The organism is Hyphomonas sp. FCG-A18 (assembly GCF_045287255.1).
In the GTDB taxonomy this organism is placed as follows: domain Bacteria; phylum Pseudomonadota; class Alphaproteobacteria; order Caulobacterales; family Hyphomonadaceae; genus Henriciella.
This window is the reverse complement of sequence record NZ_CP137142.1, coordinates 277,003-299,832: the sequence shown is the minus strand read 5'-3', so window position 1 is coordinate 299,832 and position 22,830 is coordinate 277,003. Positions and strand designations below refer to the sequence as shown.

The window sequence follows — 22,830 nt, the reverse complement described above, 5'->3', positions numbered from 1 at the left end:
GCTATCAACTGTCATCCATGAGCTTGAAAGAACTCTTCAACATCTTGGTCTCTCTCTCCGACGATCAATGATCTTATCCTCCTGAGCCACCACTGACTGTATTCAAAGTCATCGGCAAACCCGCGAGGTTTTAAGTCCTTATTTTTGTGTTCCCAAAATGTGTGGATATGACCAAGCGGCAGATTACTCGAAAAAATTGCGAGCGTCAGACTCCGCAATTGTTCTGGTTCATGTTCTGCATCTATGCCTGCCACAACCAAATTCTGTTGATCAACCGCGAACTTGCGGACAACTTCGATTTGGGAGCTTTTTTGAGGCTCCAAGCTCTGAACCACTTTACCGTTGATGCGGAGTTCGACACGCTCGACCTCGCCTGCCGGGACTTTTAGATCCTGCCAGGAATCACTCTGAAACGCTATCAGGTTCTCATTGTCATTAACCCCTAAAAGCTTTCCTCCGCCGTAGGAGCAGGAGTTAAGCCCGTTTTCGGACTTAAAGCTCTTGCGCCCCTGATTGCGAAACCAAGCTCCTATGAACGCGATAAGTACCAAAAGGGAGAACCCGCCGATTATAGCGAGCGTTGTTGTTAGTAAGCTGAACATGTTGCTACCCCTTGCTGAGCTTAGTCTCCGGACCTGAGCCAGTTCGGCTCGTTGCAATCTACCTAAGAATACTCTGACACCACCTTCGAAAGTGGATTAATCTCTCCAGAATCGCCCACTTTATTTGCCTCTTTTCCGATAAGTGAGATGACTGAAACCTGAATATGTCGTCGTCGTGTCGGTCCCATGTCCCATGGCCCACCATTTTCAAACTTGTCTTCTGTGCTCAGATGAAACAGTGCGAGGGCTTCCTCCATAGTCCGAAGCTGATCTGGTGAAACCTCATCACCTGTATCCCGATCAAAAACCTGTTCCGCTGCAAGCTCCAGGTTCCGCTCGAAAGTTGCAATCGGCTTCGGCGCTTTGTTTTTCTTCGGAGCTCCCCGTTTGACTTCACTTACAATTCGCTGTGGCGCTTCGTTTGCGAATGCACCCGAACGCGGCATAGGAGCCATCATAAAGCCAAACGGTTTTACCTGCTCGCGATAAGACTTGCCCTCGTTATGATGTTTCATCCACCGCAGAAGCGCTGGACTGGTTGCACCATATCGTTGAAACGCCGTTCGCTGCATTGCTGGGTGATGGTCATATTGAACCTGATTTGGTTTCCCGCCCAAAGCCGAGCTTAGAATACATTGCCATATGTCATGCTGCCAGAGTTTAACGCCGATGTTTCCAAACTCCGGATTGGGCGTATCTCCTTCATAAGGTCTCATCAAATGCCCAAGCCCGTGCGCGGACGCTTTTCTAATGAGCGGACCATCTGCACCCATGTTGAATAGCGTGTAACGCTTGGCTGAAATCGCATAGCAGTAAAGCGGTTCCAGGGTCTTCTTTTTTGGGACGCAATTCACGTCCTCGATTTGAAGAATCGACCCTTTTTTCTCGTATGGGTTCAAACCCGCAAACCAATCGACGATCTCGTGGACACGCTTCCGAAATTCATCGCGGGACATGCCTTCAGGTCTTGCGAGTGCTAGACTATCGGTATCGCAAAACGCCCAGCTTAGACCTCGATCAGACCCTAGCCGTTCCGTGATCGAAAGCATCAAACGCGCCGCAGATGTGATGAGCGTCGCCAATAGTGGATGGAAGAACTTCCCCGGTTCTTCAATCGCTTCTGAAAGCCTTTTAATACAGGTCCCGCTCGCACCATAAACGACTATTGGTTCGGGCTTTGGTGCATTGTCACGCAGGACCTCAACCAAAATGCCGTAGCAAGTTGAGTTAGCAAGAATCTTCAGCGCCTTGTTTTCAGGTTTCGACTTATGAGTGAGATCACGCAAATTGATGAGCTTGGTGAAGAGATCATCCTCTGTCGGATCGATCTGATACTTCGGGTTCTGGAACAGATTGAATGTCTTGAGACCCTCCTGGATGGGGCCCGGTGTGAATGTGATCGCCTTTTCAATTGTAGGTGTTCGACCCGTCTGCAGTTTCGAACCAATGACATCACTCAACGCATACCACAGCGGCCTATCCGAGCTGACATGATTGAGCCCAATAGTGAGGTTGTCTTTGGTTTTGTCATGTGGCTTTGAGTGGTCTGCCCCAGAAAAACTGGCCCATAGTTTGAGAGAGGATCGGCTCCAAACTGGAGTTGAATCATGGGCAAGAGAGCCAAGCCTGAAGAGATCATTGCAAAACTGCGCGAAGTTGAAGTGCGCCTGAGTCAGGGCGAAACGATTGCGCAAGCTGTGCGCGCGATCGGTGTGACCGAGCAGACATTCTACCGCTGGCGCAAAGAGTATGGCGGCCTGCGTGTAGGCCAGGCCAAGCGGATGAAGGAGATCGAGAAGGAGAACGCTCGATTGCGACGGGCCGTCTCCGATCTCACACTGGATAATCAAATCCTTCAGGAGGTTGTCCGGGGAAAGTACTAAGCCCTTCACGTAAACGCGTTGCGGTCGATCACGTGGTGGACAAGCTCGGCGTCTCAGTGCGCCGGGCCTGCCGCGTGGTTGGCCAGCATCGCTCGACACAAAGACGCGAGAAGACACCTCGGCATGATGAAGGCGCACTGACAGCGGCCATTATATCCCTCGCGGAGCGGTTTGGCCGATATGGCTATCGCCGGATCACAGCCTTGCTTCGAGAAGCAGGCTGGTCTGTTAGCACGGGCCGTGTCTATCGCATCTGGCGACGTGAAGGGCTGAAAGTCCCGCAGAAGCAGCCCAAGCGCGGGCGGCTCTGGTTGAACGATGGATCATGCGTCCGTCTGAGACCCGCTCACAAAGGCCACGTCTGGTCCTATGATTTCGTCCAGGACAGGACGCATGACGGCAAAGTCTTTCGCATGCTCTGCGTCATCGATGAGTTTACAAGAGAGTGCCTGGCGATCCGTGTCGAACGCCGACTGAACTCTCGGGATGTTCTAGACACACTCGGCGAGCTGTTCCTTGAACACGGCCCGCCGGAGCATATCCGATCCGACAATGGACCAGAATTTATCGCCACCGCTTTACGCGAATGGCTGGAGGCACTGGATGTCAGGACGCTCTACATAGAGCCAGGATCACCTTGGGAAAATGGCTACTGCGAGAGCTTCAACTCAAAACTTCGGGACGAGTTGCTGGCGCGTGAAATCTTCTATGACCTACGCGAGGCGCAGGTGCTGATCGAAAACTGGAGACTGTTCTACAACACCGCCAGACCACACTCATCGCTGGGCTATAAACCACCCGCACCAAGAACCATCTTGCCCGCGACCTTCATGCCGCCTTATAGGTTGGAGGCGGCATGAACGCCGCTATGAACCAGCCGTCGATCCTAACATTACGGTTGGGCCAGTCAGATCAGGCAGGCCAGCTAACCCCCTGCCCCTGCGGCGGGGCTTTTTTTGTGTGGATGGGCCGATACACTCTCCTGAAAGATGGAGAGCCTCATGACCCCTTATCAGTCGCTTGATCGCAGTGTTGCCGGGAAAACTGTCCTGATCACCGGGGCCGCCAGCGGCATGGGCAGAGCGACCGCCCATCTCTTTGCCCGTGAAGGTGCCAATGTCATGGCGACTGACATGAACGGCGATGGGGTCGCGGCGGTTGCCGCTGAGATCAAGGAAGCAGGCTTTGCCAATGTCGCCAGCATAGCCCTCGATGTCAGCGATCATGACGCCATTAAAGCAAGCGTTGCGGCAACTGTGGAGCAGTTTGGTGGGCTGGATATCCTGATCAATAATGCTGGTTTTGCGCGCCTCGCGCACCCTTCAGAAGAGGCCTATGAGGAGATTTGGGAGGATAGCGTCGCGGTGATGCTAACGGCGCATCAAAGGCTCATCCGCGCAGCGCTGCCGCACCTGATGAAGACAGAAACAGGGGGCCGCATCGTCAATATTGCGTCGACGGAAGGGCTTGGGGCAACACCTCTGAATGGTCCTTATGTGGCCGTCAAACATGGCGTTATTGGCCTGACGCGGGCGATGGCCGTCGACCTTGGCCGCGATGGCATCACCTGTAATGCGATCTGCCCTGGTCCGATCGATACCGCGATCAATGCCTCCATTCCCGATGACCATAAAGTGATTTATGCTAAACGCCGGGTGCCTCTGCGCCGCTATGGCATTCCGGAAGAGGTGGCAAATATCACGCTCTCTTGTTGCCTGCCCGCAGCGTCTTATCTGAACGGTGCGATTATCCCTGTCGATGGTGGGATGAGTATCAAGAACGCTTAAATCGGCACTTCTTCATTCCACGCCAGAACATCACCCGCGAGATAGAGCGAGCCGCAGATCAGAATGCGCGCAGGCTGCGTTGCAGCAGCTGCCCGCATAGCTTCATTGAAGCTTTTACAGGCCTGTGCCTCAGGTAATTGACTACGCGCCACTTCGGCAAGCGCCTCTGGCTTGGCCCCCGCATGACCGGGAGCATTCGGACAGGTGAAAACCGCCTCTGCGGCGCCCTGAAAGGCATGAAAGAAACCTGTATGATCCTTGCTGGCCATCATTGCACTGACAAGGACAGTGCGCCCGCCCCATTCCTTTAGCAGGGTCGCAATCGCGCTGCCTGCATGAGGGTTATGGCCACCATCGAGCCAGACCTCTGCGCCAGCCGCAAGAGCCGTAACCGGACCAGACCCAAGCTTCTGCAAGCGCGCGGGCCAGATCGCATTACTGGCCCCGGCTTCAATCGCGGCATCAGAGATATCGAACCCTTCAAGATGGCGCATGGCCAGACCTGCAAGCGCTGCATTATACCGCTGATGTGTGCCCGGCAGGGCAATCTTCTCAGGCATCCGTTCAACATCATCGAAGGCAAGCACGGATAGCGGCGCGCCATGGCGATCCGCCTCAGCCGCAATTACATCGCCGCAAACACGCGCCTGAATAGCAGAAACAACCGGGCGGCCCGCTTTGATAATCCCGGCTTTCTCCCCTGCAATCTTTGCAAGGTCGGTCCCGAGGAATTGCTTATGATCATAATCGACCGGCGTGATGACGCTGAGTAAGGGCTGGTCAATCACATTGGTCGCATCGAAGCGTCCACCGAGGCCAACTTCCAGTATTAGGAGATCGGCTTCAACCTCACTGAACGCAAGCAGAGCCGCCGCTGTCGTCGCCTCAAAATGCGTAATCGGATGGCCTTTAACCGCTTCAAATGTGCGATCCAGATAGCCAATCAGGGCTTCATCCTCAACCAGCTTACCAGCCAAACGGATACGCTCATTGAAGCGTACCAGGTGTGGTGAACTGAAAACGTGAACACTCAGCCCCGCCGCTTCGGCCATCGCGCGCAGATAAGCGCAGGTTGAGCCTTTACCATTGGTTCCGGCCACATGGATGACAGGCGGTAGGCGGTCCTGCGGGCGGCCTAGAGCCTCCAGTGCGGCTTCAATCCGGCCAAGTGAGAGCTCAATCGTTTCAGGGTACAGCCCTTCAAACCGCTTTAAGGCAGCATCCACGGCGGGCGCATTATGGCTCACGATAAGTGACCCTTATGATTTGGGGGCAGGAACGTCGGCTGACGGCGCTTCAACAGGCAGGCCTGTTACATCCTTATCTGACACAATCCGCTTGGGCATCAAATGTCCGAGAACACGCGCCATTGTCTCTTTCATCTCGCGGCGATCCGTAACGATATCGACGGCGCCCTTTTCACGGAGAAACTCAGAGCGCTGGAAGCCTTCCGGTAGCTTCTCCCGAATGGTCTGCTCAATCACGCGTGGGCCTGAGAACGCGATCATCGCCCCCGGCTCGGCAATATGGACATCCCCCAGCATTGCGTAAGAGGCTGAAACGCCACCGGAGGTCGGGTCACAGAGGACCACAATATAAGGCAGACCAGCGTCTTTGACTTCCTGAATAGCAAGCGTTGTACGCGGCATCTGCATCAGGGACAGGGTCCCTTCCTGCATCCGCGCACCGCCAGAGGCTGTACAGATCACGAAGGCGGCTTTACGTGCCACAGCCATCTGTGCCGCCGCAATAAAGGCCTCACCCGCGGCCATGCCGAGCGAGCCGCCCATAAAGGCAAAATCCTGCACCAGAACGACGGTTGGAATACCATCGATCCGGCCAAACGCCGCGGCCATGCAATCGTCTTGTTTGATCTCTGACGCTTCGCCCGCGACTTCTTCCTTGTCGCGTTTGGCAAGTTTGCCCTTGGCCGCCTTGATGCGCGCAGGATAGGGCTTGTCATCTTTAAACTTGAGTGGATCGGCCGATACGGGCGGCAACGGGATTGCTTCCCAGCGTTCATCATCAAAGAACAGGCGGAAACGGCGGCGCGGCGAGATACGCAAATGCGCGCCCGCAGGCGTCACGTACCAGCTTTCTTCCAAGTCGGATCGATAAACCAGTTCCCCGGATTCAGGACATTTCACCCAGAGATTCTCAGGCGTATCTTTTTTCGTGCCAGAGAGCAGGCCTTTCAGGCCAGGTGTTCGAAAATTTGTTAGCCAGTTCATCGCTTCGCGACTCCCTTTCGTCCTACACCGGACGGTTTATCGGCTGACGCTATAATTTTAGCGCCCCACTCAACTCACGGGCGAGTTCGCCCATCTTTACAGACGCAATGTGCGGCGTTCCGCCCTCACTTGCAAGCCTTGCATGCTCTACAAAGGCAGAACCGACAACAACGCCATCCGCAATTTTACCCATAGCGGCGGCCTGTTCCCCGGTTTTGATGCCGAATCCGACGCAGACGGGCAGGCCGGAAATGCTCTGTGCCATTTCGATTCCGCCGCGAATCTCTTCCGGGTCAGCTGATCCCGCGCCTGTGACCCCGGCCACGGCGACGTAATAAAGAAAACCGCTCGCACCCTCGGCCACTTTGGCCATGCGAGCCTCATTCGTCGTCGGGGTGGCCAGGCGAATAACCGAGAGGTCATGCTTGGCATACTCGCTGCGCAAGGCATGATCCTCTTCAGGCGGCAGGTCGACAAGAATAGTACCATCAATCCCAGCGTTAGCCGCAGCCGCCGCAAAAGCGCCATAGCCCATTTTGTGCACCGGATTGGCATACCCCATCAGGATAAGCGGAGTGTTCTGATCCTCCACGCGGAAGCGTTTGGCGAGCGCAAGAACATCACTCAGGGTTGTCTTATTGGCCAACGCGCGCAGGCCCGCTTTCTGGATCGCCGGACCATCAGCCATCGGGTCGGTAAACGGGGCACCGAGCTCGATCACATCGGCGCCATTATCACGCAGCGCACACATCGCCTGATAAGACGCTTCCAGATCAGGGTCGCCCGCCATCATATAGGTGACAAGCGCTGCGCGGCCTTCGGCTTTGACCTGATCAAAGCGAGCGGTAATGCGGGAAGTAGGCATTTAAACGTCCGTATTCTCTTTCACCCATGCCTCATAGTCGGCGCTGGCATGGGTGCAAGGCATTCCTGTAATTGCGGGCACTTCATAGGGGTGAAGTTCCAGCGTCAAAGCCTCAATCTTCGCGTAATTCGCCGCCGGGGCTTTGAACCATAAGACGAACTCCCAAGCCTGTTCGATCACGCCTTTCCAACGATAGGTGGCCATGACCGGGCCATCAACATTGGCACAAGCAGCCAGTCGCTGCTCAATCGCGGCCTCAGCAATGCTGTTCGCCACGCGCTGACTGGGGCAGGTTATGCGGATCAGCATAAGATCGCTCATGTTTATCGGCATCTCTCATCGTCTTCGAATTCAAACACAGCAACATACGCCTTCATATCAGACCAGTCATTGCCTTGAATGTATTCCTTGGGCAGCGCGCTGGCATTCAGTCGCAAGTAACATCCGCCCTCGATCGGCCAATTGAAGCGGTACTGATTAGCGTTACCCGATTCGAGCTCAAAACCCTTCTGGATCAGGAGATTTTGGTACCAGGCAAGGGGGTCCAATCCTTCCCAGATGGGTTGCATGGGAAACTCCAAACACACTTGATCAGCATCAGCGGGCAGTTTGGCACCCAGTACGATACAACCCGCCTGTAGCTTGGCTGCTTCGTGCACGGGCAGCGTTACGCCATTAGGCAACGTGAAATGATCCGCAGACTCTTCAGAGCCGCAGGCGGCAAACCCCAACAAAGCGGTAGCTAGGCAAAGCGCCGGAAATGCCCCCTTGGCTATCTTCACATCGCCACCCCAAGCGCTTCGGCAACGCTGAAGACATCTTTGTCGCCACGCCCGCACATGTTGAGAATAAGCAGACCGTCTTTGCCGAGTTCCTTGGCCACTTCACCAACGCGAGCGAGCGCATGGCTTGGCTCCAAAGCGGGAATGATACCCTCAAGGCGCGTGCAGAGCTGGAAGGCGTCGAGTGCTTCACTATCGGTACAGGTCAGGTATTCCGCTCGGCCTGTATCACGCAGGAAAGCATGCTCTGGGCCGATACCGGGATAATCGAGCCCGGCACTGATCGAGTGGGCATCGATGATTTGCCCGTCATCGGTCTGCAAGAGGTAGGTCTTGTTGCCGTGCAGAATGCCGGGCGCGCCGCCATTCAGAGCGGCGGCGTGTTGTCCGGTTTCAACGCCATGGCCAGACGCCTCAACCCCGATCATGCGAACGCTTTCATCCTCAATGAAGGGATGGAACAGGCCAATCGCATTTGAACCACCGCCGATACAGGCCATGATCGCATCAGGTAGGCGGCCTTCGCGCTCCAGGATTTGCTCACGCGCTTCACGGCCAATCACGCTTTGGAAATCACGGACCATTTCCGGATAGGGCGCAGGACCCGCCGCCGTACCAATGCAATAGAATGTGTTATCGACATTGGTTACCCAATCACGCAGGGCCTCATTCATCGCGTCTTTCAGCGTTCCAGTGCCGCTGGATACAGGTACGATTTCAGCACCCAGCAGGCGCATGCGGAAGACGTTTGGTTTCTGGCGCTCCACATCGGTTTCACCCATGAACACAACGCATTTGAGGCCAAAGCGCGCGCAGACGGTCGCTGTCGCCACGCCATGCTGGCCTGCCCCGGTCTCGGCAATGATCCGCGTCTTGCCCATACGCATGGCCAGCAGCACCTGCCCCAGCACATTATTGATCTTATGCGCGCCAGTATGGTTCAGCTCATCACGCTTGAAATAGATTTTCGCACCATCGAAATGCTCGGTCAGCCGCTCGGCGAAGTAGAGCGGGCTGGGCCGGCCAACATAATGCTTCCAGAGGTCATCCATCTGCGCCGCAAAGGCCGGGTCTTTCTTGGCGGCGCGGTATTCCGCATCCAGATCAAGGATCAATGGCATCAGCGTTTCGGCAACATACCGTCCGCCAAAATCGCCAAATCGACCATTTTCATCCGGCCATTGTTCCCAAGTATTTCGAATGTCCATCAGGGACTCCTCAAGCCGTTTTCGCTGCATCAATGAATGCGCGGATCAGATCTTCATCTTTTACGCCGCGCGCGACCTCAACACCAGAGGAGACATCCACAGCGTGCGCGCCGGTCGCAGTAATCGCCTCAGCCACATTATCCGGGGTTAAACCACCGGCCAGCAACCAGGGCACACCCGGCGCGAACCCGTCGAGCAAAGTCCAGTCTGCAACTTCCCCATTGCCACCCGGCAGGTCAGCGCCCTCGGGCGGTTTGGCATCGATCAGATAGCGATCGACTTCAAATGCCTGTAGTGCCTCCAAATCATCCTCATTGGCAATCCCGGCGGCCTTCCAGATTTCGCAAGTCTGGTAGGTCATTTGCCAGATACGGCGCACCTGTTCCGGAGTCTCTTTGCCATGCAGCTGGATCGCCGTGGGAACAGCCGTTGTCAGCAATTCGTCGACAAAGCCTTCATCCGGATCGACCAGCAAAGCCACCGAGCCAATGCCCAGCTCATGTGCGAAGTCAGTCAGCTCCGTGAACAGCTCTAAATCGCCATATTCGCCGAGCACATTCCGCGGACTTTTGGGATAGAGGACAAAGCCAACCCAGTCGGCGCCAGCCTCAGCTGCAACGCGCACCATATGGGGGTCACTCAATCCGCATATCTTCACATGTGTCATGCCTGCGCAGGTGCGCCCGGCGCGCCCTCAAGTCAAGCAGGTCTTGCTCAAACGTCCTCGCGTTAACCCCGTATTTCCCCGGATTGTCTTGCCCAAGGGCGCAAATGCTAACCATGCAACTCTTGTCACAGGAGAACAAAGTGGACGGCAGCTTTGCGATCATGCCGCCAGAACAGGCCCTGACCGAGGCTTTCAAAGCCAAGGTGAAGGCATTTCTGGATGAGGCTCTGACGGAAGCGCTGCAAGCCGCCGGGCGCGCGACTACGGGCCTGAAATCCAGTACCGAGGCTCGCCGCATCTGGCAGGAAAAACTCTTTCAACGCGGCTGGCTCGCGCCATCATGGCCGATTGAATATGGCGGCGCAGGCTGGAGCGCGGCGCAGCGCCTCTATTTCGAGAATGCTTGCGCAGAACGTGATGCGCCTATCCTAATGTCATCAGGCATTCGCACCATTGGCCCCCTGATCATTGCGCATGGTTCGTCTGAACAGAAAGCGCGATACCTGCCCGCTATCTTGAGCGGGGAGCATGAGTGGTGTCAGGGTTTCTCTGAACCACAAGCCGGGTCCGACCTCACGGCCCTGTCCCTGCGCGCTGAGCGCGATGGCGATGATTTTATCCTGACCGGCAGCAAAGTCTGGACGAGCTTTGCCCAATCGGCGACGCACATGTTCCTATTGGCGCGCAGTACCCCGCAATCAGCCAAGGGCGCGGGCCTGACCTTCCTGCTGGTCGAAATGGATCGCCCCGGAATTGAAGTGCGCCCGATCCGCTTCATTGATGGTGACCATGAAACCAATGAAGTCTTCTTCGATGGCGCGCGCACGCCTGTCGCTGATCGGGTTGGCGAGATTGGTGAAGGTTGGAAAACCGCTAAACAGCTCATGGCCATCGCGCGTTCGAATAATACGACGACAGGCCTGCTGCGCCGCGCCTTACGGGCTGCAAAACGTGGGATTGCAAGTTGGGAACAGGGTGACCCGGCCCTGCTGATGCGGTTGGCGGAGATGACCACCCGAATTGATACTTTTGAAGCCCTTGAAGCGCGCGCCGCGGCTGGACAAGTCGCAGTTGCGGAAGCCCCCGCTGCCTCCATACTGAAATTACTTGCCACTGAACTGCATCAGGCCATCACAGAAGTTGGCATGGACGCCACCCCAAATACGGCATTCTCTCAGGCCAAGTATTTCGCGACCCGCGCGGCGACGATCTATTCCGGCACCAGTGAGGTTCACCGCAACATCCTCGCCCGCGCGATTGGCTGTCCATAACCAAACGTGCGGGCCGGGAACATCAGGCCTCGTAGGCAAACTCCTCAGCATTGAGATCAAGCTCTGGCAACTCATCGCGTTCGCGCCAGTAATCCTGTGTGTGCTGCCAGATATAGTTTGAACCGCGCTTGGGCATTAAATGCTGGCTGCGCATCAAATAGCCCGGATTGAAATTGTCTGAATCCATCCAGGGCAGGATGTCCATATCCTTATCCTCGGCCCGGAACGCGGCCTGAACCTCCCGAACACCTTTGGCATCCATATGCTTGATCAAACGGCAGACAAAATCGGCCACCAGATCAACGCGCAATGTCCAACTGGCGCGGAAATAGCCAAACACCCAGACCATGTTCGGCACGCCGGTAAACATCATGCCGCGATAGGTCACGGTCTTGCTGAAATCGACCGGCGCGCCATCCACTTCAAATGGAATGCCACCCAGAACCGACAGATTAAAGCCGGTCGCGGTGACAATGATATCGGCCTCCAACTCCTTACCTGATTTCAGCAGGATACCTTTCTTGGTGAAGCGTTCAATCTGATCGGTGACGACGCTGGCTTGCCCTGCTGCCAGCCCCTGAAACAGGTCACCGTCGGGAATGAAGGCCAGGCGCTGCTGCCATGGACGGTATTTCGGCGTGAAATGGGTATCGATATCGAAATCTGGACCAAGATATTCCCGCGCCGCCGCCAATAGCTCTTCTTTGACAACCTCAGGCTCATCGATGCAGCGCTGGGTCATTTCCTGCTGATCAAATAGGGCTTTCTTGCGCGCGATATCATGCACGAGTTTGGCATCCACGCCGATCCTGTGCAGCTCATCAGCCAGCTCATTGCGGTTCTCAGCCGGGAAGAAATAGGTTGGTGAGCGCTGCAGCAGTGTGACATGAGCGCACTCGCCAGCAATCGCCGGCACCAGAGTCGCAGCCGTCGCTCCAGATCCGATACAAATCACCCGCTTGCCGGAAAGGTCGATATCTTCGGGCCAGGTTTGCGGGTGGACAATCTCACCCTCAAAGTCGTCCATGCCATCCCACTCAGGCGTGTAACCCTCCGCATGATTATAATAGCCCTGACACATCCAGAGGAAATTGGTGGTAAACCGCAGCGCCTCGCCAGTATCACCGCGTGTCACATCCACCGTCCAGAGCTTGTCCTTGGATGACCAGCGCGCCGCTGTGATCTTATGCTGATAGCGGATGTGATCATCCAGCTCATTCTCATCGATAACATCACCCATATAGCTCAAAATCTCTTCAGCCGTAGCAATGGGCGGCCCGATCCAGGGCTTGAAGCGATAGCCAAATGTGTAGAGGTCACTGTCTGAGCGAATGCCCGGATAAGTGTGCATGCGCCAGGTGCCGCCAAAATCCTCCAGGGCCTCCAACACGACAAACCGCTTGCCCGCGCATTGATCCCGCAAGTGATACGCGGCCCCTATTCCCGAGATGCCTGCCCCGGCGATCAGGACGTCAACATGCTCGGTTTTGATATCGGTATTGGGTTTTTTCAGAGCGGTTTGGTCTGCCATATTGTTTTTCCTCCCGGTTATATGCGCCCCCCGCTGGCAATGCCGGGAGGCATTTTGCGCGCACTTTAGGGAGTATTACGGAGAAACCTATACGTAAGTTGACGGAGGCGTCACTTTTGTGACGCGAGGGAAATCGGTCTCCCGCTCGAGACCCATTGCCGCTTTGCAGGCCATACCGTAAGCCTGCTCTATGCGCGCTTTCTTTGCCCAATCGATGATCGGTCGTGCCCTTGTCCTGCCTGTGTGGGATGCGATTTGGCGCCTATCCCAGCCGGACGTGCGCATCGTGACGGGTGGCATCGCTTTCTATGCTTTGTTCTCCGTATTTCCACTGATCTATCTGACCTCGACACTCTTGTTTGCACTCTTGCCAGCAGACCTTAGCGCTGAACTTGCAAGCGCCATTAACAGCGTGATCACCACGAATGTTGTGCCCCTGACCGAAGGCGACATGGAGACCGTGGTGGCGATGCGCCCCACCAATATCACGCTGAAAGTCGCCTTGGCGCTGATCCTCGTCCTCTGGGCGGCGATGGCCGGGGCAAAGGCAATGATTACCGGCATTCGGATGATTGCAGGCTCTGATCGACGTTCTGGTCTGATCCGATTTCAAGGGATCGCTTTTATCCTGACGGCCGTCCTGATCCTGCTCGTCTGGTTGCTTGGCTTTTCGCAATTGGTCCTGACCATTGTACGCAATCAGGATGATGGTTTTGCGCTACGTTTCACCAGTGAGATTGCAACGATTGCCGGAACGATCTGGGCAACCAAATGGATTGCCGGGTTTGCGGTCTTCTATCTGATCCTGGCAGTCTCCCTAAATGGACGGATCAGCAAAGGCTGGCCAATGCTGGGCGGGGCTGCGGCCGCCGCCGTTGTCTGGCTGACCGTCACGTTCGGGTTTCAGCTCTATCTGAAATATTCAACGCTAGACACGCTTTATGGCGCACTGGCCTCGGTGATTATCGGTTTCATCTGGCTTGCCTTATCGGTGAACACATTGCTGCTGGGTGCCGCCCTTGCCACGGCATGGGATAATAAGGAACTCAAGCCAGACGTGTTGCCAGACCTCTAGGCTTTGCCCTTATAGAGCGCATGGACCAAGCCAATCATGCGCAGGGTTTGCAAATCAGCTTGACCCGTCACTTGATCCTGCACCCAGCGCCGTTGGAACGCACGAATAACGGCTTCGGTCTGCGCATTGTAACGACCTGTCCGGTCCAGGGTGTACCCGATCTCGCTGAGCATATTCTGTAGACGCTCGACAGGGTCTCCATCATCCCCTTGGCCAAGCCCTCGGCCCATCAAAGTCAGCGCCTCTGCTTCGACCGCCTCAGGCCAAAGCCCGACCCCAGCGCCAGCCAAGCGCGACCAAGGAAAGTGCTCCCCCGGATCATCCTTGCGCGCTGGCGCAATATCCGAATGCCCGACAATCCGGCTCTGTGGAATGTTCCAGCGTGAAAGAATGCCCTGACAGAGGGCAATAACCGCTTCGATTTGAACATTTGGATAAGGCGGTAGCCCCCCACCCGCGACCGGCCAATCATGCCCGCCATTGACGATTTCAATCCCGATAGAACGCGAGTTAAGGTCACTATCGCCCTGCCAGCTCGATACACCAGCATGCCAGGCGCGTTTATCCTCGCCCACCAGTTGGACGATGCGGCCATCTTCCCAAACCATATAATGCGCGGAGACCTCGGCCTCCGGGTCGCGCATCCGGTCCAGAGCCGCCTGCCCCGTTTCCATACCGGTATAGTGTAGGACCAGCATATCCACATCGAACTTGCGATCATTGAAGTTCGGGGATGGTAAAGCTTCGATCTTCATTCGCGGGTTCCGCTATACTTATTGCCCAAGGCCGCCTCGGGCATCGCCCGATTTGGCCGGACCAGAATAACAAAGACACCGCCAAGGGAAATCACCGCGCCCGTGATTAATTGTAGCGTAAGTTGCTCATTCAACAGAACCACCGACAAGATCACCCCCCAGACAGGCGTCATCAGCGTCAAAGGCGACAGCAATGAGATGTCGTATTTCTTGATCAGGCTATAGAAGCCACCATGCCCAAAAACGCTAACACCCAAAACAGCAAATGCGGTCGCGGCCCAAACCCAGATCCCGCCTGACACAAAGGCGCCCCAGCCATTCGCGTCACTTTCAACCAGACCTGAAACTGCAAAGAGCGGCGCAAAGCTGAAGAGGCCAATCCAGGCCTGCATTTGCAGGGCACTGATGGCGGGCATCCGCTTCATCAATATCCCGGCACCGGAAGCCACCGCGGCGGCGGCAACCACATAAAGCAAGCCATAGCTGAACGTGAACGTTGCCGGATCAACCGCGATCAGCACGGCCCCAGCAAAGGCCAACATGATACCAAGACCCCGCCGCCAGCCGACCACTTCGCCGAGGAATGCCATGCTCATCAGCGTCGAGAATGGGACACCAAGCTGCCCGACAACACTGACCGCGCTGGCCTCAGCATTGGCAAGCCCCAGAAACAGGAAGGCGAAGTGTACCGCGCCCATACCCATGGCGATCAGGAACAGCACGCCCAAATTCTTCGGTAGCGGGCGCAGGAACCAGAACAGGACCAGCGCGATCCCGGCAAAGCGCATCGCCGCAAAAAAGAGTGGCGGGACGCCTGCATCGGCGATCACCCAGCGCGTAACGACCAGGTTCAAGCCCCATACAAAACAGATGGCCGCAAGCAGGAGGAAATCACGAAAGCTCATGATCTACCGACGGGCTGCCCGCTCAGCCGTCTTATAGACTGTGGTGAAGAACTCGCGTGCGGCAGCATCGGCCATACCGCCACCACCGGGGGATTTTGCTGTTTCTTCCATATCGTGGATACGCTCCAGCAGGCGCACGAGATGCGGCACAGGCCAAAGCTTCAGACGCGCCTCAAAGGCGGGCCACTGGTTTGGCCAGATGGGCGGCTTCATTTGTTTGCCAACATTCCCGCCACCACGATCCCCCTGCAGGGCGCGCGCGGCAAGCATCTGTTTGGCCTCACGTTCAAAACCGCGCAGCAATCCGATGGCTGAAAGCCCTGCATCGACAACCCGATCAAGTTCCGCCTGAGCTTTTATCGACTGCCCAGACAGCGCCAAACGGACCGCCTCATATAGGTCCTCATCGGCATTGGTTTCACACAGGGCGCGAATGTCTTCGACGCTAACAGGCCGCCCCAGATTATGCGCATAGGTGGCAAGCTTCTCAGTCTCAGCATTGGCAAGGCTGCGATGGCCCGGCAGGCCTGCAACAAAGAGCGCCAGTGCGTCATCTGCAATCATCACCTCACGCGCCTTCAGCGTGTCACGCACAAGACCCGCCATATCGACATCACTGTCGGCAAAGACTTGCAGAGCCGCGCTATTGGCGCCGGCCTCAAAAGCTGTGCGCATTTTCGAGCGCGTATTGAGGCTGCCATTCTGGACGATCAGTTTCGCAGACACCCGCTCTGGCGACAGCGCAAGGACATCTTTCAGGAGCGTGAAGAGCTTTTCCCCGCTCGTCCGCAGGCGCAGGATGGTCGCCTCACCAAGGAGAGATTGCGCTTCCAAGGCATCAAACAGAACGGGCGGGTCGCGTTTGACTGTATCCTCATCCAGCGTGATGACGTTGGCCGGGCCCTGTTTTTCCCAAGCCGCGATCAAATCCCGCGACAGATCAGCAACAACCCCTTCATCCTCGCCAAAAATCAGGACGAACGAGACGGCAGGGTCGGGCTTCTTTGCGAACCGCGCCGCACCGCTGCCCGACAGCTTCATTCTTCTGTGGCCAGTTTCAGGCGCATATCATCGACCATGCGCCGCGCCAAAACCGTCATAACCCGCTCATTAGCATCGATCTGCGCGGTAATATCCGCGAATGGTTCGGTTGGAACATTGTAGGATGTCTCAGCCCTGATGGTCCCGCTAATCGCATTAGCCCCAGTCGCGAGAACATATTCAGCTTTGCCTAGAACATCGGTGCGCGAAGCGGCTTCATCCGGCTGCAAAGCCAAACGGCTTAAGCGGCTATCGAGGATGACAGTCAGCGTGGCATCTTCTTCAAGACCGGGCAGCCCAGCTGCCAGTTCCTGAATCAAGGCCTTGCGCAGAGCATGACCGGGACGGCCATCAATCTGCTCAACCGTGATGTTCCCGGCGGCTGCGCCATTCGCATAGAGCGGCTGGAACCCACAAGCGCTCAAAGGCACCATCAGCAACAGGGCGAATGCACTTAGCAGACCTTGTTTCATCTCTGGCTCCTTTACGCCGTCCTTACGCCACTACGATATTCACGATCCGGCCCGGAACCACAATGACTTTCTTGATGTCCTTGCCGGCAATGAAGTTCTGCAATTCCGGCAAAGCCAGAGCTTCCGCCTCGACCGTATCCTTGTCCGCGCTCTTGGCGACTGCGATTTCGGCCCGGCGTTTGCCATTGACCTGAATGGGCAAGGTCACCGTATCATCAACGGTCAGCCCCTGATCGATTTCAGGCCAGGCCGCCGCGGAGACCAGCCCCTCGCCGCCAATCTGCGCCCAGCATTCCTCAGCCAGATGTGGCATGAACGGGGGCAAACAGCGCGCCAGCATAGAGGCAGCTTCATAGCGGTTCGCATCGCTTTCAGAGGTCGCTTTCTTGATCGCGTTGACCCAGTTATGGAACTCAGCAATCGCGGCATTGAAGCGAAACTCTTCAATCGCTTTATCGATCGCCACCACGGCCTTGTGGGACGCCTTGCGCAGATCAGTTTTGCCTTCCGGCTCACCGGGCTTGGCAGACGGCAGGTCGTCAAAAACGCTCCAGACCCGCTGCACAAAACGGGCAGAGCCTTCAGCCCCGGCCTGTGTCCACTCAACATCGCGCTCCGGTGGGCTGTCAGACAGCACAAACCAGCGCGCAGTATCGGCGCCAAATGTGGCAATGATATTATCCGGATCGACCGTGTTTTTCTTCGACTTGGACATCTTGATGATGTCACCAACCTCGACCGGGTTGCCTGTTGCGATCTCTATGGTCTGGTCACCACGTTTCTCAACCGCTGCGGGCTCCAGCCACGCCCCGTCGGCTGACTTGTATGTTTCGTGTGTCACCATGCCCTGCGTGAAAAGACCTGCAAATGGCTCACCGCTTGGCAGGTCAAGCTCGCCAACATCGCGCATCGCACGGATAAAGAAGCGGGCATACAGCAAGTGTAGAACCGCATGTTCAACCCCGCCAACATACTGATCAACCGGCAGCCAATAGGCGCGTTCTTCCCTGTCATTGACGCTGGCAAAGCGGGCAAAATACCAGCTGGAATCATTAAATGTGTCGAGCGTATCAGTCTCGCGCTGGGCATGTTTACCGCATTTCGGACAGTCGACATCTTTCCACGTCGCATGGTGGAAGAGCGGGTTGCCCGGCTTATCAAAGCTGACATCATCGGGCAACTTCACGGGCAGATCAGCCTCAGGCACAGGCACGATCCCGCAATCTGCGCAATGGATGACAGGGATTGGACAGCCCCAGTAACGCTGGCGGCTGACGCCCCAATCACGCAGGCGATAGTTTATCGTACCTTCGCCAAGACCAAGCTCAGCAATCTTCGCAATCGCTTCAGATTTCGCCGCGTCGATCTCTTTGCCATTCAGGTCTTCTGAATTCATGATAGACCCCGGCCCGGTATAGGCCGCATCCATGTCTGCGCCCTGCCCAGTTTCGACCCATTTGGCCCCGGCGGCATCCTTGTCACTCGGCTTCACAACCGGAAGGATGGGCAAGTCATACTTGCGGGCAAAGTCAAAGTCGCGCTGGTCATGCGCCGGACAAGCGAAAATCGCCCCGGTGCCATAGCCCATGAGGACGAAATTCGCGACATAGACGGGAAGCGTCTGACCCGCGAACGGGTGTTTGACCGTCAAGCCCGTATCAAAACCCATTTTCGGGGCTTTCTCGATGTCGGCTTCAGACGTGCCAATCTGCGCACACTTGGCGCGGAAGGCTTCAAGCTCGCTATTGCCGCCCGCCAATTCGATGGTCAGCGGGTGATCAGGTGAGAGCGCAATAAAGCTCGCCCCATACAGTGTGTCTGGCCGCGTGGTGAAAATCTCAACCCCTTCGGCCATGACCTGATCAATGTCCGCCACGTGCTGACGTAGGATTTCATCACTGTCGCCAGCCCATTCGAAGCGCATTTGCAGCCCTTCAGAACGCCCGATCCAGTTCGCCTGCATGGTACGGACCTTTTCCGGCCAGCGCTCAAGCTTCTGAACCTCTTCGAGCAGGTCCTCAGCATAATGGGTGATCCGGAAGAACCATTGGACCAGTTCGCGCTGTTCCACCGGTGCGCCAGAGCGCCAGCCCTTACCGTCCACGACCTGCTCATTGGCCAGAACCGTATTGTCGACCGGGTCCCAGTTCACCTTGGCTTTCTTCTGATAGACAAGGCCTTTTTCCATGAATTTCAGGAACAGGCGCTGTTGCTCACCATAATAGTCGGCATCACAGGTTGCGAACTCGCGTGACCAGTCGAGCGACAGGCCAAGCTTCATGAACTGAGCCTTCATCGCCGCAATGTTTTGATAGGTCCACTCACCGGGATGGACGCCGCGCTCCATGGCCGCATTTTCCGCTGGCATCCCGAACGCATCCCAACCCATTGGGTGGAGAACATTATAGCCCTTGGCTTTCCTGTGGCGCGCGACAACGTCACCCATCGCATAATTGCGAACATGGCCCATATGCAGGCGCCCGGATGGATAAGGAAACATTTCCAGGACATAGGCCTTGGGGGCCTCACCCGCCTCAGCAGGTGTCTTGGCTTTAAACAAGTCAGCCGCGGCCCAAGCTTCACGCCATTTGGGTTCCGCGATTTGCGGGTCATATTTTGAGGCCACGTGCGCCCCTCCATCCTTCTGAACGTCCCGACTTCCCCTTCCCAACCACCCCAAAGGTAGCCTCTGCGGGCGGCTCAAGCCGGGAAAGTCGTGAAATCTACACGAAAAGAATTAGCCGAGTTCGGCAGCTTTAAGATTGCGTGCTCGGTCAAGGATCGCGTTCTCAAGCTGAATGCCTGTTTCTGGATCAACCAGCGCGTCTGTCCAGGTGCCATCCTCATTGGTCTGACGGAAGACAGAGACTTTCACGCCATCCGCGCGCAAGCGGGAATCGAGAATGAAGACAGTCGCCTTGATCCGCTCACCTGCAGCATCAGGAAACTCGCGCCAATCATAGATGATTGTCCCGCCGAACGGGTCCGCGCTGACCAAGGGCATCTGCTCAAACGTGTCGAGGGACGCGCGCCACAGATATGGATTGGCTCCGCCAGTTACGTCTTCGACCACACGCCGCTCGGTCGTGTTGCCGCCACCGCCAAACATCGTGCACCCTGAGAGCGCAAAAGCCCCGGCAATCATGGCGAGTTTGAATCCTGGTGCCTTCATTGCGTCATTTCCCATTGGTAAAACACTGTTTAATCGGCTCTTCTATAGCACCACATTATCGCACCGCCAGTGCCTGATCTGCGGAAGTTTTCTGCATAGACGTGTCAAATTTGAAAGATTTCCCACACGGCTTTTCAACGCAGGTGCAGCATAAAGGGTCTATTCAACCCTGAAGGTGACCCATGCTGGCCTTGCAAATCACAGCTATTGTCTTGCTCGTTCTGTCATTCCTGCTGCTCTTTGGGCCGCAGATCGTCGCCTATGGTCCACGCGCCATTCCAGCCCTGACCCGTCAGCGCGAAGTGCGATTTGTCGGCGGTTGCCTCGCCAGCCTTGTGGTTCTGGCAGCTATTCTGCCAAGCTTTGGTAGCGCTGTGGTCACAGGTGGCCAAACCATGCAGATGTTTGCCATGGAGCTGACAGGTCTGTCCTTTGGTCTTGTTTAAGGCCTCACCAGCTTGACCTGATTGTGCGGCGCGTCATACCTGAGCGCCATGACACAGCACACTCCCAAGTCCTTTGCAGGCAATTATTTTGAAGATTTCTATATCGGGATGGTTCTGAACCATGCCACGCCGCTCACCGTGAGTTCTGGCGATATTGCGCTCTACCGCGCCCTGACCGGCAGCCGCCACGCCCTCTATAGTGCGCAGACCTTTGCCACGGATAATGGGTTTGAGCGTCTGGCCATTGACCCTCTGCTCGCCTTCCATGTTGTGTTTGGCAAAACCGTCCCGGACATCTCGCTCAATGCCGTCGCCAATCTTGGCTATGCAGATGGGCGTTTCCCGAAAGCGGTTTATCCCGGTGATACATTGCGGGCAGTGTCCGAGGTTATTGGCGTTAGGGAAAACTCGAACGGCAAGACTGGTGTGGTTTATGTCCGTACGCGCGGGTTCAACCAGAATGATCAGGAAGTGCTATCCTATGTGCGCTGGGTGATGGTGAATAAGCGCGACGCGGCCTCGCCTGCCCCAGAAACGGTTATTCCAGACCTGCCCAAGGCAGTTGATCCGAAAACGCTGGAGAATTTGCCGACATATACGGACTGGGATGATACGCTGGCGGGATCAGAGTATCGTTATGAAGACTATGCGATTGGCGAGAAGATCAACCATGTTGACGGTATGACGGTCGAAGAGGCCGAGCATCAGATTGCCACACGTCTCTACCAGAACACCGCCAAGGTTCACTTTGATGGGCACAATCAAAAGCAGAGCCGCTTTGGCAAACGCCTGATCTATGGCGGCGTTGTGATCTCCATTGCGCGCGCGCTGTCCTTTAACGGCCTCGCCAATGCGGCAGAAATGTTGGCGATTAATGGCGGCACCCATACCGGGCCACTCTTTGCCGGGGACACGGTTTATGCGTGGAGTGAAGTGCTCGATAAGGCTGAATTGTCCGATACAGTCGGGGCGCTACGCCTGCGCCTCGTCGCGGTAAAAGATCAGGATCCTGGCGGTTTTGCCCTGCGCGGTGAAGATGGGAAATATGCAAGCGGAGTATGCCTTGATTTCGATTACTGGGCGGCTATCCCCCGGCGCAGGTAATCTGCGCATAGAGACAGAGCGTACCCACCTCACCGTGCTGCATGAGCGCGATGCTGAGTCGATGGCCACCTATTATCGCGACAATGCCGATCACCTCGACCCATGGGAACCAGCCCGCCCGGAAGACTTCCATGGCGCCCGCAGCTGGCGTTTGCGTGCCCGCAAGGCGCAGCTCGACGCCCAGCATGGCCAATCCCTACGCCTCGTCGCGCGCCACGACATCACAGGCGCCTTGATCGGGGTCTGTAATTTCACCAATATTCAGCGCGGCGTCGCCCAATGCTGTGACCTTGGCTATTCCATTGCCAAACAGGCGGAGGGACAAGGCCTGATGCAGGAAATTGTCAGCGCAGGCTGTCAGCACATATTTCAGGACCAGCGTCTCAATCGAATCTCTGCCGCCTGCCTTCCCCACAATACGCGCAGCCGTGCCTTGCTGGAGCGGCTGGGCTTTGAGGAAATCGGCCGGGCGCGGCAATACCTCAAAATTGAAGGGGTCTGGCGGGATCACGACTTGTGGCAAAAGCTAAACCCTGAGGATATCTAGGGTTTTCAGCAAAGCCCTCCTATATAGCGCGCATGTCACCCGTTCTTTCCGGTCTCTCCCTTTATGCTGTTGCGCTTGCGACCCTGCTGTCAGCCTTTGTCCGGCTGATCCAGTCCGGGCAGCTTCGCCAACGCGTGATGCACCAGATGACGGGTGTGCGTGAACTTGCTGAACTGTCCGGCATTACCGATCCCCGCGACCTGCAGGATGCGTTTGGCCCACCGGGCATGGACCGGGTTTGGCGACACGTGACCCTATTGCAGATCACCAGCAAGCGACAGTTCATTGGCTATCTGATGAGCGATCCACGCGTCCACATTGCCAGCATGATTGCGGCGGTTCTGGCGCTGATTATCCCGCACTGGACCGGGCAATTGGTGGTCCTGATCGCTGCAGTCTCCCAGGCCGGGGCCTGGCTGTCGGCAACCCGTTTACCAAAATAAACCTTCCGGCGAGCCTAAAACCGCTCTATGTCAGCGCGTTAC

General features: G+C 56.3%; 24 protein-coding genes. 8 read left to right on the top strand and 16 right to left on the bottom strand.

The window, feature by feature from the left end:
• Positions 1 to 11: 11 nt before the first annotated feature.
• Both RYZ27_RS01460 and RYZ27_RS01455 read right to left on the bottom strand, forming a co-directional pair.
• Complete coding sequence (locus tag RYZ27_RS01460) at positions 12 to 602, bottom strand: hypothetical protein (protein ID WP_406680583.1); 591 nt, start codon at positions 600 to 602, stop codon at positions 12 to 14.
• 62 nt (positions 603 to 664) lie between these two features.
• Complete coding sequence (locus tag RYZ27_RS01455) at positions 665 to 2,062, bottom strand: hypothetical protein (RefSeq protein WP_406680582.1); 1,398 nt, start codon at positions 2,060 to 2,062, stop codon at positions 665 to 667.
• 147 nt (positions 2,063 to 2,209) lie between these two features.
• On the opposite strand from RYZ27_RS01455, the gene RYZ27_RS01450 reads away from it, so the two are divergent.
• Both RYZ27_RS01450 and RYZ27_RS01445 read left to right on the top strand, forming a co-directional pair.
• A protein-coding gene (locus RYZ27_RS01450; protein ID WP_406680508.1) for an IS3 family transposase occupies positions 2,210 to 3,345 on the top strand; the annotation gives its coding sequence in 2 pieces (ribosomal slippage) (positions 2,210 to 2,480 and positions 2,480 to 3,345; 1,137 coding nt in all).
• Positions 3,346 to 3,486: 141 nt separating this feature from the next.
• On the top strand, positions 3,487 to 4,272 hold the full coding sequence (locus RYZ27_RS01445; RefSeq protein ID WP_406680581.1) for an SDR family NAD(P)-dependent oxidoreductase: 786 nt from the start codon (positions 3,487 to 3,489) through the stop codon (positions 4,270 to 4,272).
• Here the strand turns inward: RYZ27_RS01445 and RYZ27_RS01440 are convergent.
• From RYZ27_RS01440 to RYZ27_RS01410, 7 genes are read right to left on the bottom strand one after another with little or no spacing between them, the layout of a single operon-like run.
• The gene (locus RYZ27_RS01440; protein ID WP_406680580.1) at positions 4,269 to 5,519 is read right to left on the bottom strand and encodes a bifunctional folylpolyglutamate synthase/dihydrofolate synthase; all 1,251 of its coding nucleotides are present in this window, start codon (positions 5,517 to 5,519) and stop codon (positions 4,269 to 4,271) included. The two genes, RYZ27_RS01445 and RYZ27_RS01440, sit on opposite strands and share 4 nt — an antisense overlap.
• A 12-nt stretch (positions 5,520 to 5,531) precedes the next feature.
• Complete coding sequence (locus tag RYZ27_RS01435; RefSeq protein WP_406680579.1) at positions 5,532 to 6,503, bottom strand: acetyl-CoA carboxylase carboxyltransferase subunit beta; 972 nt, start codon at positions 6,501 to 6,503, stop codon at positions 5,532 to 5,534.
• A gap of 49 nt (positions 6,504 to 6,552) precedes the next feature.
• Positions 6,553 to 7,368 carry a tryptophan synthase subunit alpha gene (gene trpA, locus RYZ27_RS01430; RefSeq protein WP_406680578.1) on the bottom strand — a complete coding sequence of 272 codons (816 nt, stop codon included), beginning with the start codon at positions 7,366 to 7,368 and terminating at the stop codon, positions 6,553 to 6,555.
• Positions 7,369 to 7,689 carry a divalent-cation tolerance protein CutA gene (gene cutA / locus RYZ27_RS01425; protein WP_406680577.1) on the bottom strand — a complete coding sequence of 107 codons (321 nt, stop codon included), beginning with the start codon at positions 7,687 to 7,689 and terminating at the stop codon, positions 7,369 to 7,371.
• A gap of 2 nt (positions 7,690 to 7,691) precedes the next feature.
• Positions 7,692 to 8,150: a hypothetical protein gene (locus RYZ27_RS01420; protein WP_406680576.1), complete on the bottom strand. Its 459-nt coding sequence runs from the start codon at positions 8,148 to 8,150 to the stop codon at positions 7,692 to 7,694.
• Entirely contained in the window at positions 8,147 to 9,358 is a 1,212-nt protein-coding gene (trpB, locus tag RYZ27_RS01415) for a tryptophan synthase subunit beta (RefSeq protein ID WP_406680575.1), read from the bottom strand. Before trpB ends, RYZ27_RS01420 begins: the two co-directional genes overlap by 4 nt.
• Before the next feature lie 10 nt (positions 9,359 to 9,368).
• Complete coding sequence (locus RYZ27_RS01410) at positions 9,369 to 10,001, bottom strand: phosphoribosylanthranilate isomerase (RefSeq protein ID WP_406680574.1); 633 nt, start codon at positions 9,999 to 10,001, stop codon at positions 9,369 to 9,371.
• 137 nt (positions 10,002 to 10,138) lie between these two features.
• Between RYZ27_RS01410 and RYZ27_RS01405 the strand changes: the two genes are divergently transcribed.
• On the top strand, positions 10,139 to 11,296 hold the full coding sequence (locus tag RYZ27_RS01405) for an acyl-CoA dehydrogenase family protein (RefSeq protein WP_406680573.1): 1,158 nt from the start codon (positions 10,139 to 10,141) through the stop codon (positions 11,294 to 11,296).
• A gap of 22 nt (positions 11,297 to 11,318) precedes the next feature.
• Here RYZ27_RS01405 and RYZ27_RS01400 read toward each other — a convergent pair whose 3' ends face one another.
• Positions 11,319 to 12,827 carry a flavin-containing monooxygenase gene (locus tag RYZ27_RS01400; RefSeq protein WP_406680572.1) on the bottom strand — a complete coding sequence of 503 codons (1,509 nt, stop codon included), beginning with the start codon at positions 12,825 to 12,827 and terminating at the stop codon, positions 11,319 to 11,321.
• Positions 12,828 to 13,017: 190 nt separating this feature from the next.
• Here RYZ27_RS01400 and RYZ27_RS01395 point away from each other — a divergent pair, with 190 nt between their 5' ends.
• The gene (locus RYZ27_RS01395) at positions 13,018 to 13,902 is read left to right on the top strand and encodes a YihY/virulence factor BrkB family protein (protein WP_406680571.1); all 885 of its coding nucleotides are present in this window, start codon (positions 13,018 to 13,020) and stop codon (positions 13,900 to 13,902) included.
• Here the strand turns inward: RYZ27_RS01395 and RYZ27_RS01390 are convergent.
• From RYZ27_RS01390 to RYZ27_RS01365, 6 genes are all read right to left on the bottom strand, one after another.
• Complete coding sequence (locus tag RYZ27_RS01390; RefSeq protein ID WP_406680570.1) at positions 13,899 to 14,657, bottom strand: N-acetylmuramoyl-L-alanine amidase; 759 nt, start codon at positions 14,655 to 14,657, stop codon at positions 13,899 to 13,901. The two genes, RYZ27_RS01395 and RYZ27_RS01390, sit on opposite strands and share 4 nt — an antisense overlap.
• Positions 14,654 to 15,562 (bottom strand): DMT family transporter, encoded by a 909-nt coding sequence (locus RYZ27_RS01385; protein ID WP_406680569.1) that lies wholly within the window; start codon positions 15,560 to 15,562, stop codon positions 14,654 to 14,656. Before RYZ27_RS01385 ends, RYZ27_RS01390 begins: the two co-directional genes overlap by 4 nt.
• Before the next feature lie 3 nt (positions 15,563 to 15,565).
• On the bottom strand, positions 15,566 to 16,603 hold the full coding sequence (gene holA, locus RYZ27_RS01380) for a DNA polymerase III subunit delta (RefSeq protein ID WP_406680568.1): 1,038 nt from the start codon (positions 16,601 to 16,603) through the stop codon (positions 15,566 to 15,568).
• Positions 16,600 to 17,076, bottom strand: a complete 477-nt coding sequence (locus RYZ27_RS01375; protein ID WP_406680567.1) for a hypothetical protein — start codon at positions 17,074 to 17,076, stop codon at positions 16,600 to 16,602. Before RYZ27_RS01375 ends, holA begins: the two co-directional genes overlap by 4 nt.
• Before the next feature lie 22 nt (positions 17,077 to 17,098).
• Positions 17,099 to 19,702 (bottom strand): leucine--tRNA ligase, encoded by a 2,604-nt coding sequence (leuS, locus tag RYZ27_RS01370; RefSeq protein WP_406680566.1) that lies wholly within the window; start codon positions 19,700 to 19,702, stop codon positions 17,099 to 17,101.
• Between the two features lie 111 nt (positions 19,703 to 19,813).
• Positions 19,814 to 20,263 (bottom strand): DUF3576 domain-containing protein, encoded by a 450-nt coding sequence (locus tag RYZ27_RS01365; RefSeq protein ID WP_406680565.1) that lies wholly within the window; start codon positions 20,261 to 20,263, stop codon positions 19,814 to 19,816.
• A gap of 167 nt (positions 20,264 to 20,430) precedes the next feature.
• Between RYZ27_RS01365 and RYZ27_RS01360 the strand changes: the two genes are divergently transcribed.
• Genes RYZ27_RS01360 through RYZ27_RS01345 form a run of 4 tightly spaced genes read left to right on the top strand, consistent with a single transcriptional unit; the run spans position 20,431 to position 22,788 of the window.
• Positions 20,431 to 20,694, top strand: coding sequence for a hypothetical protein (locus tag RYZ27_RS01360; protein WP_406680564.1), 264 nt, complete (start codon positions 20,431 to 20,433; stop codon positions 20,692 to 20,694).
• Between the two features lie 48 nt (positions 20,695 to 20,742).
• Positions 20,743 to 21,798, top strand: a complete 1,056-nt coding sequence (locus RYZ27_RS01355) for a MaoC family dehydratase (protein ID WP_406680563.1) — start codon at positions 20,743 to 20,745, stop codon at positions 21,796 to 21,798.
• Positions 21,758 to 22,345 carry a GNAT family N-acetyltransferase gene (locus tag RYZ27_RS01350; protein ID WP_406680562.1) on the top strand — a complete coding sequence of 196 codons (588 nt, stop codon included), beginning with the start codon at positions 21,758 to 21,760 and terminating at the stop codon, positions 22,343 to 22,345. The genes RYZ27_RS01355 and RYZ27_RS01350 overlap by 41 nt, the downstream gene beginning before the upstream one ends.
• Before the next feature lie 32 nt (positions 22,346 to 22,377).
• The gene (locus RYZ27_RS01345; RefSeq protein ID WP_406680561.1) at positions 22,378 to 22,788 is read left to right on the top strand and encodes a hypothetical protein; all 411 of its coding nucleotides are present in this window, start codon (positions 22,378 to 22,380) and stop codon (positions 22,786 to 22,788) included.
• Positions 22,789 to 22,830 lie beyond the last annotated feature (42 nt).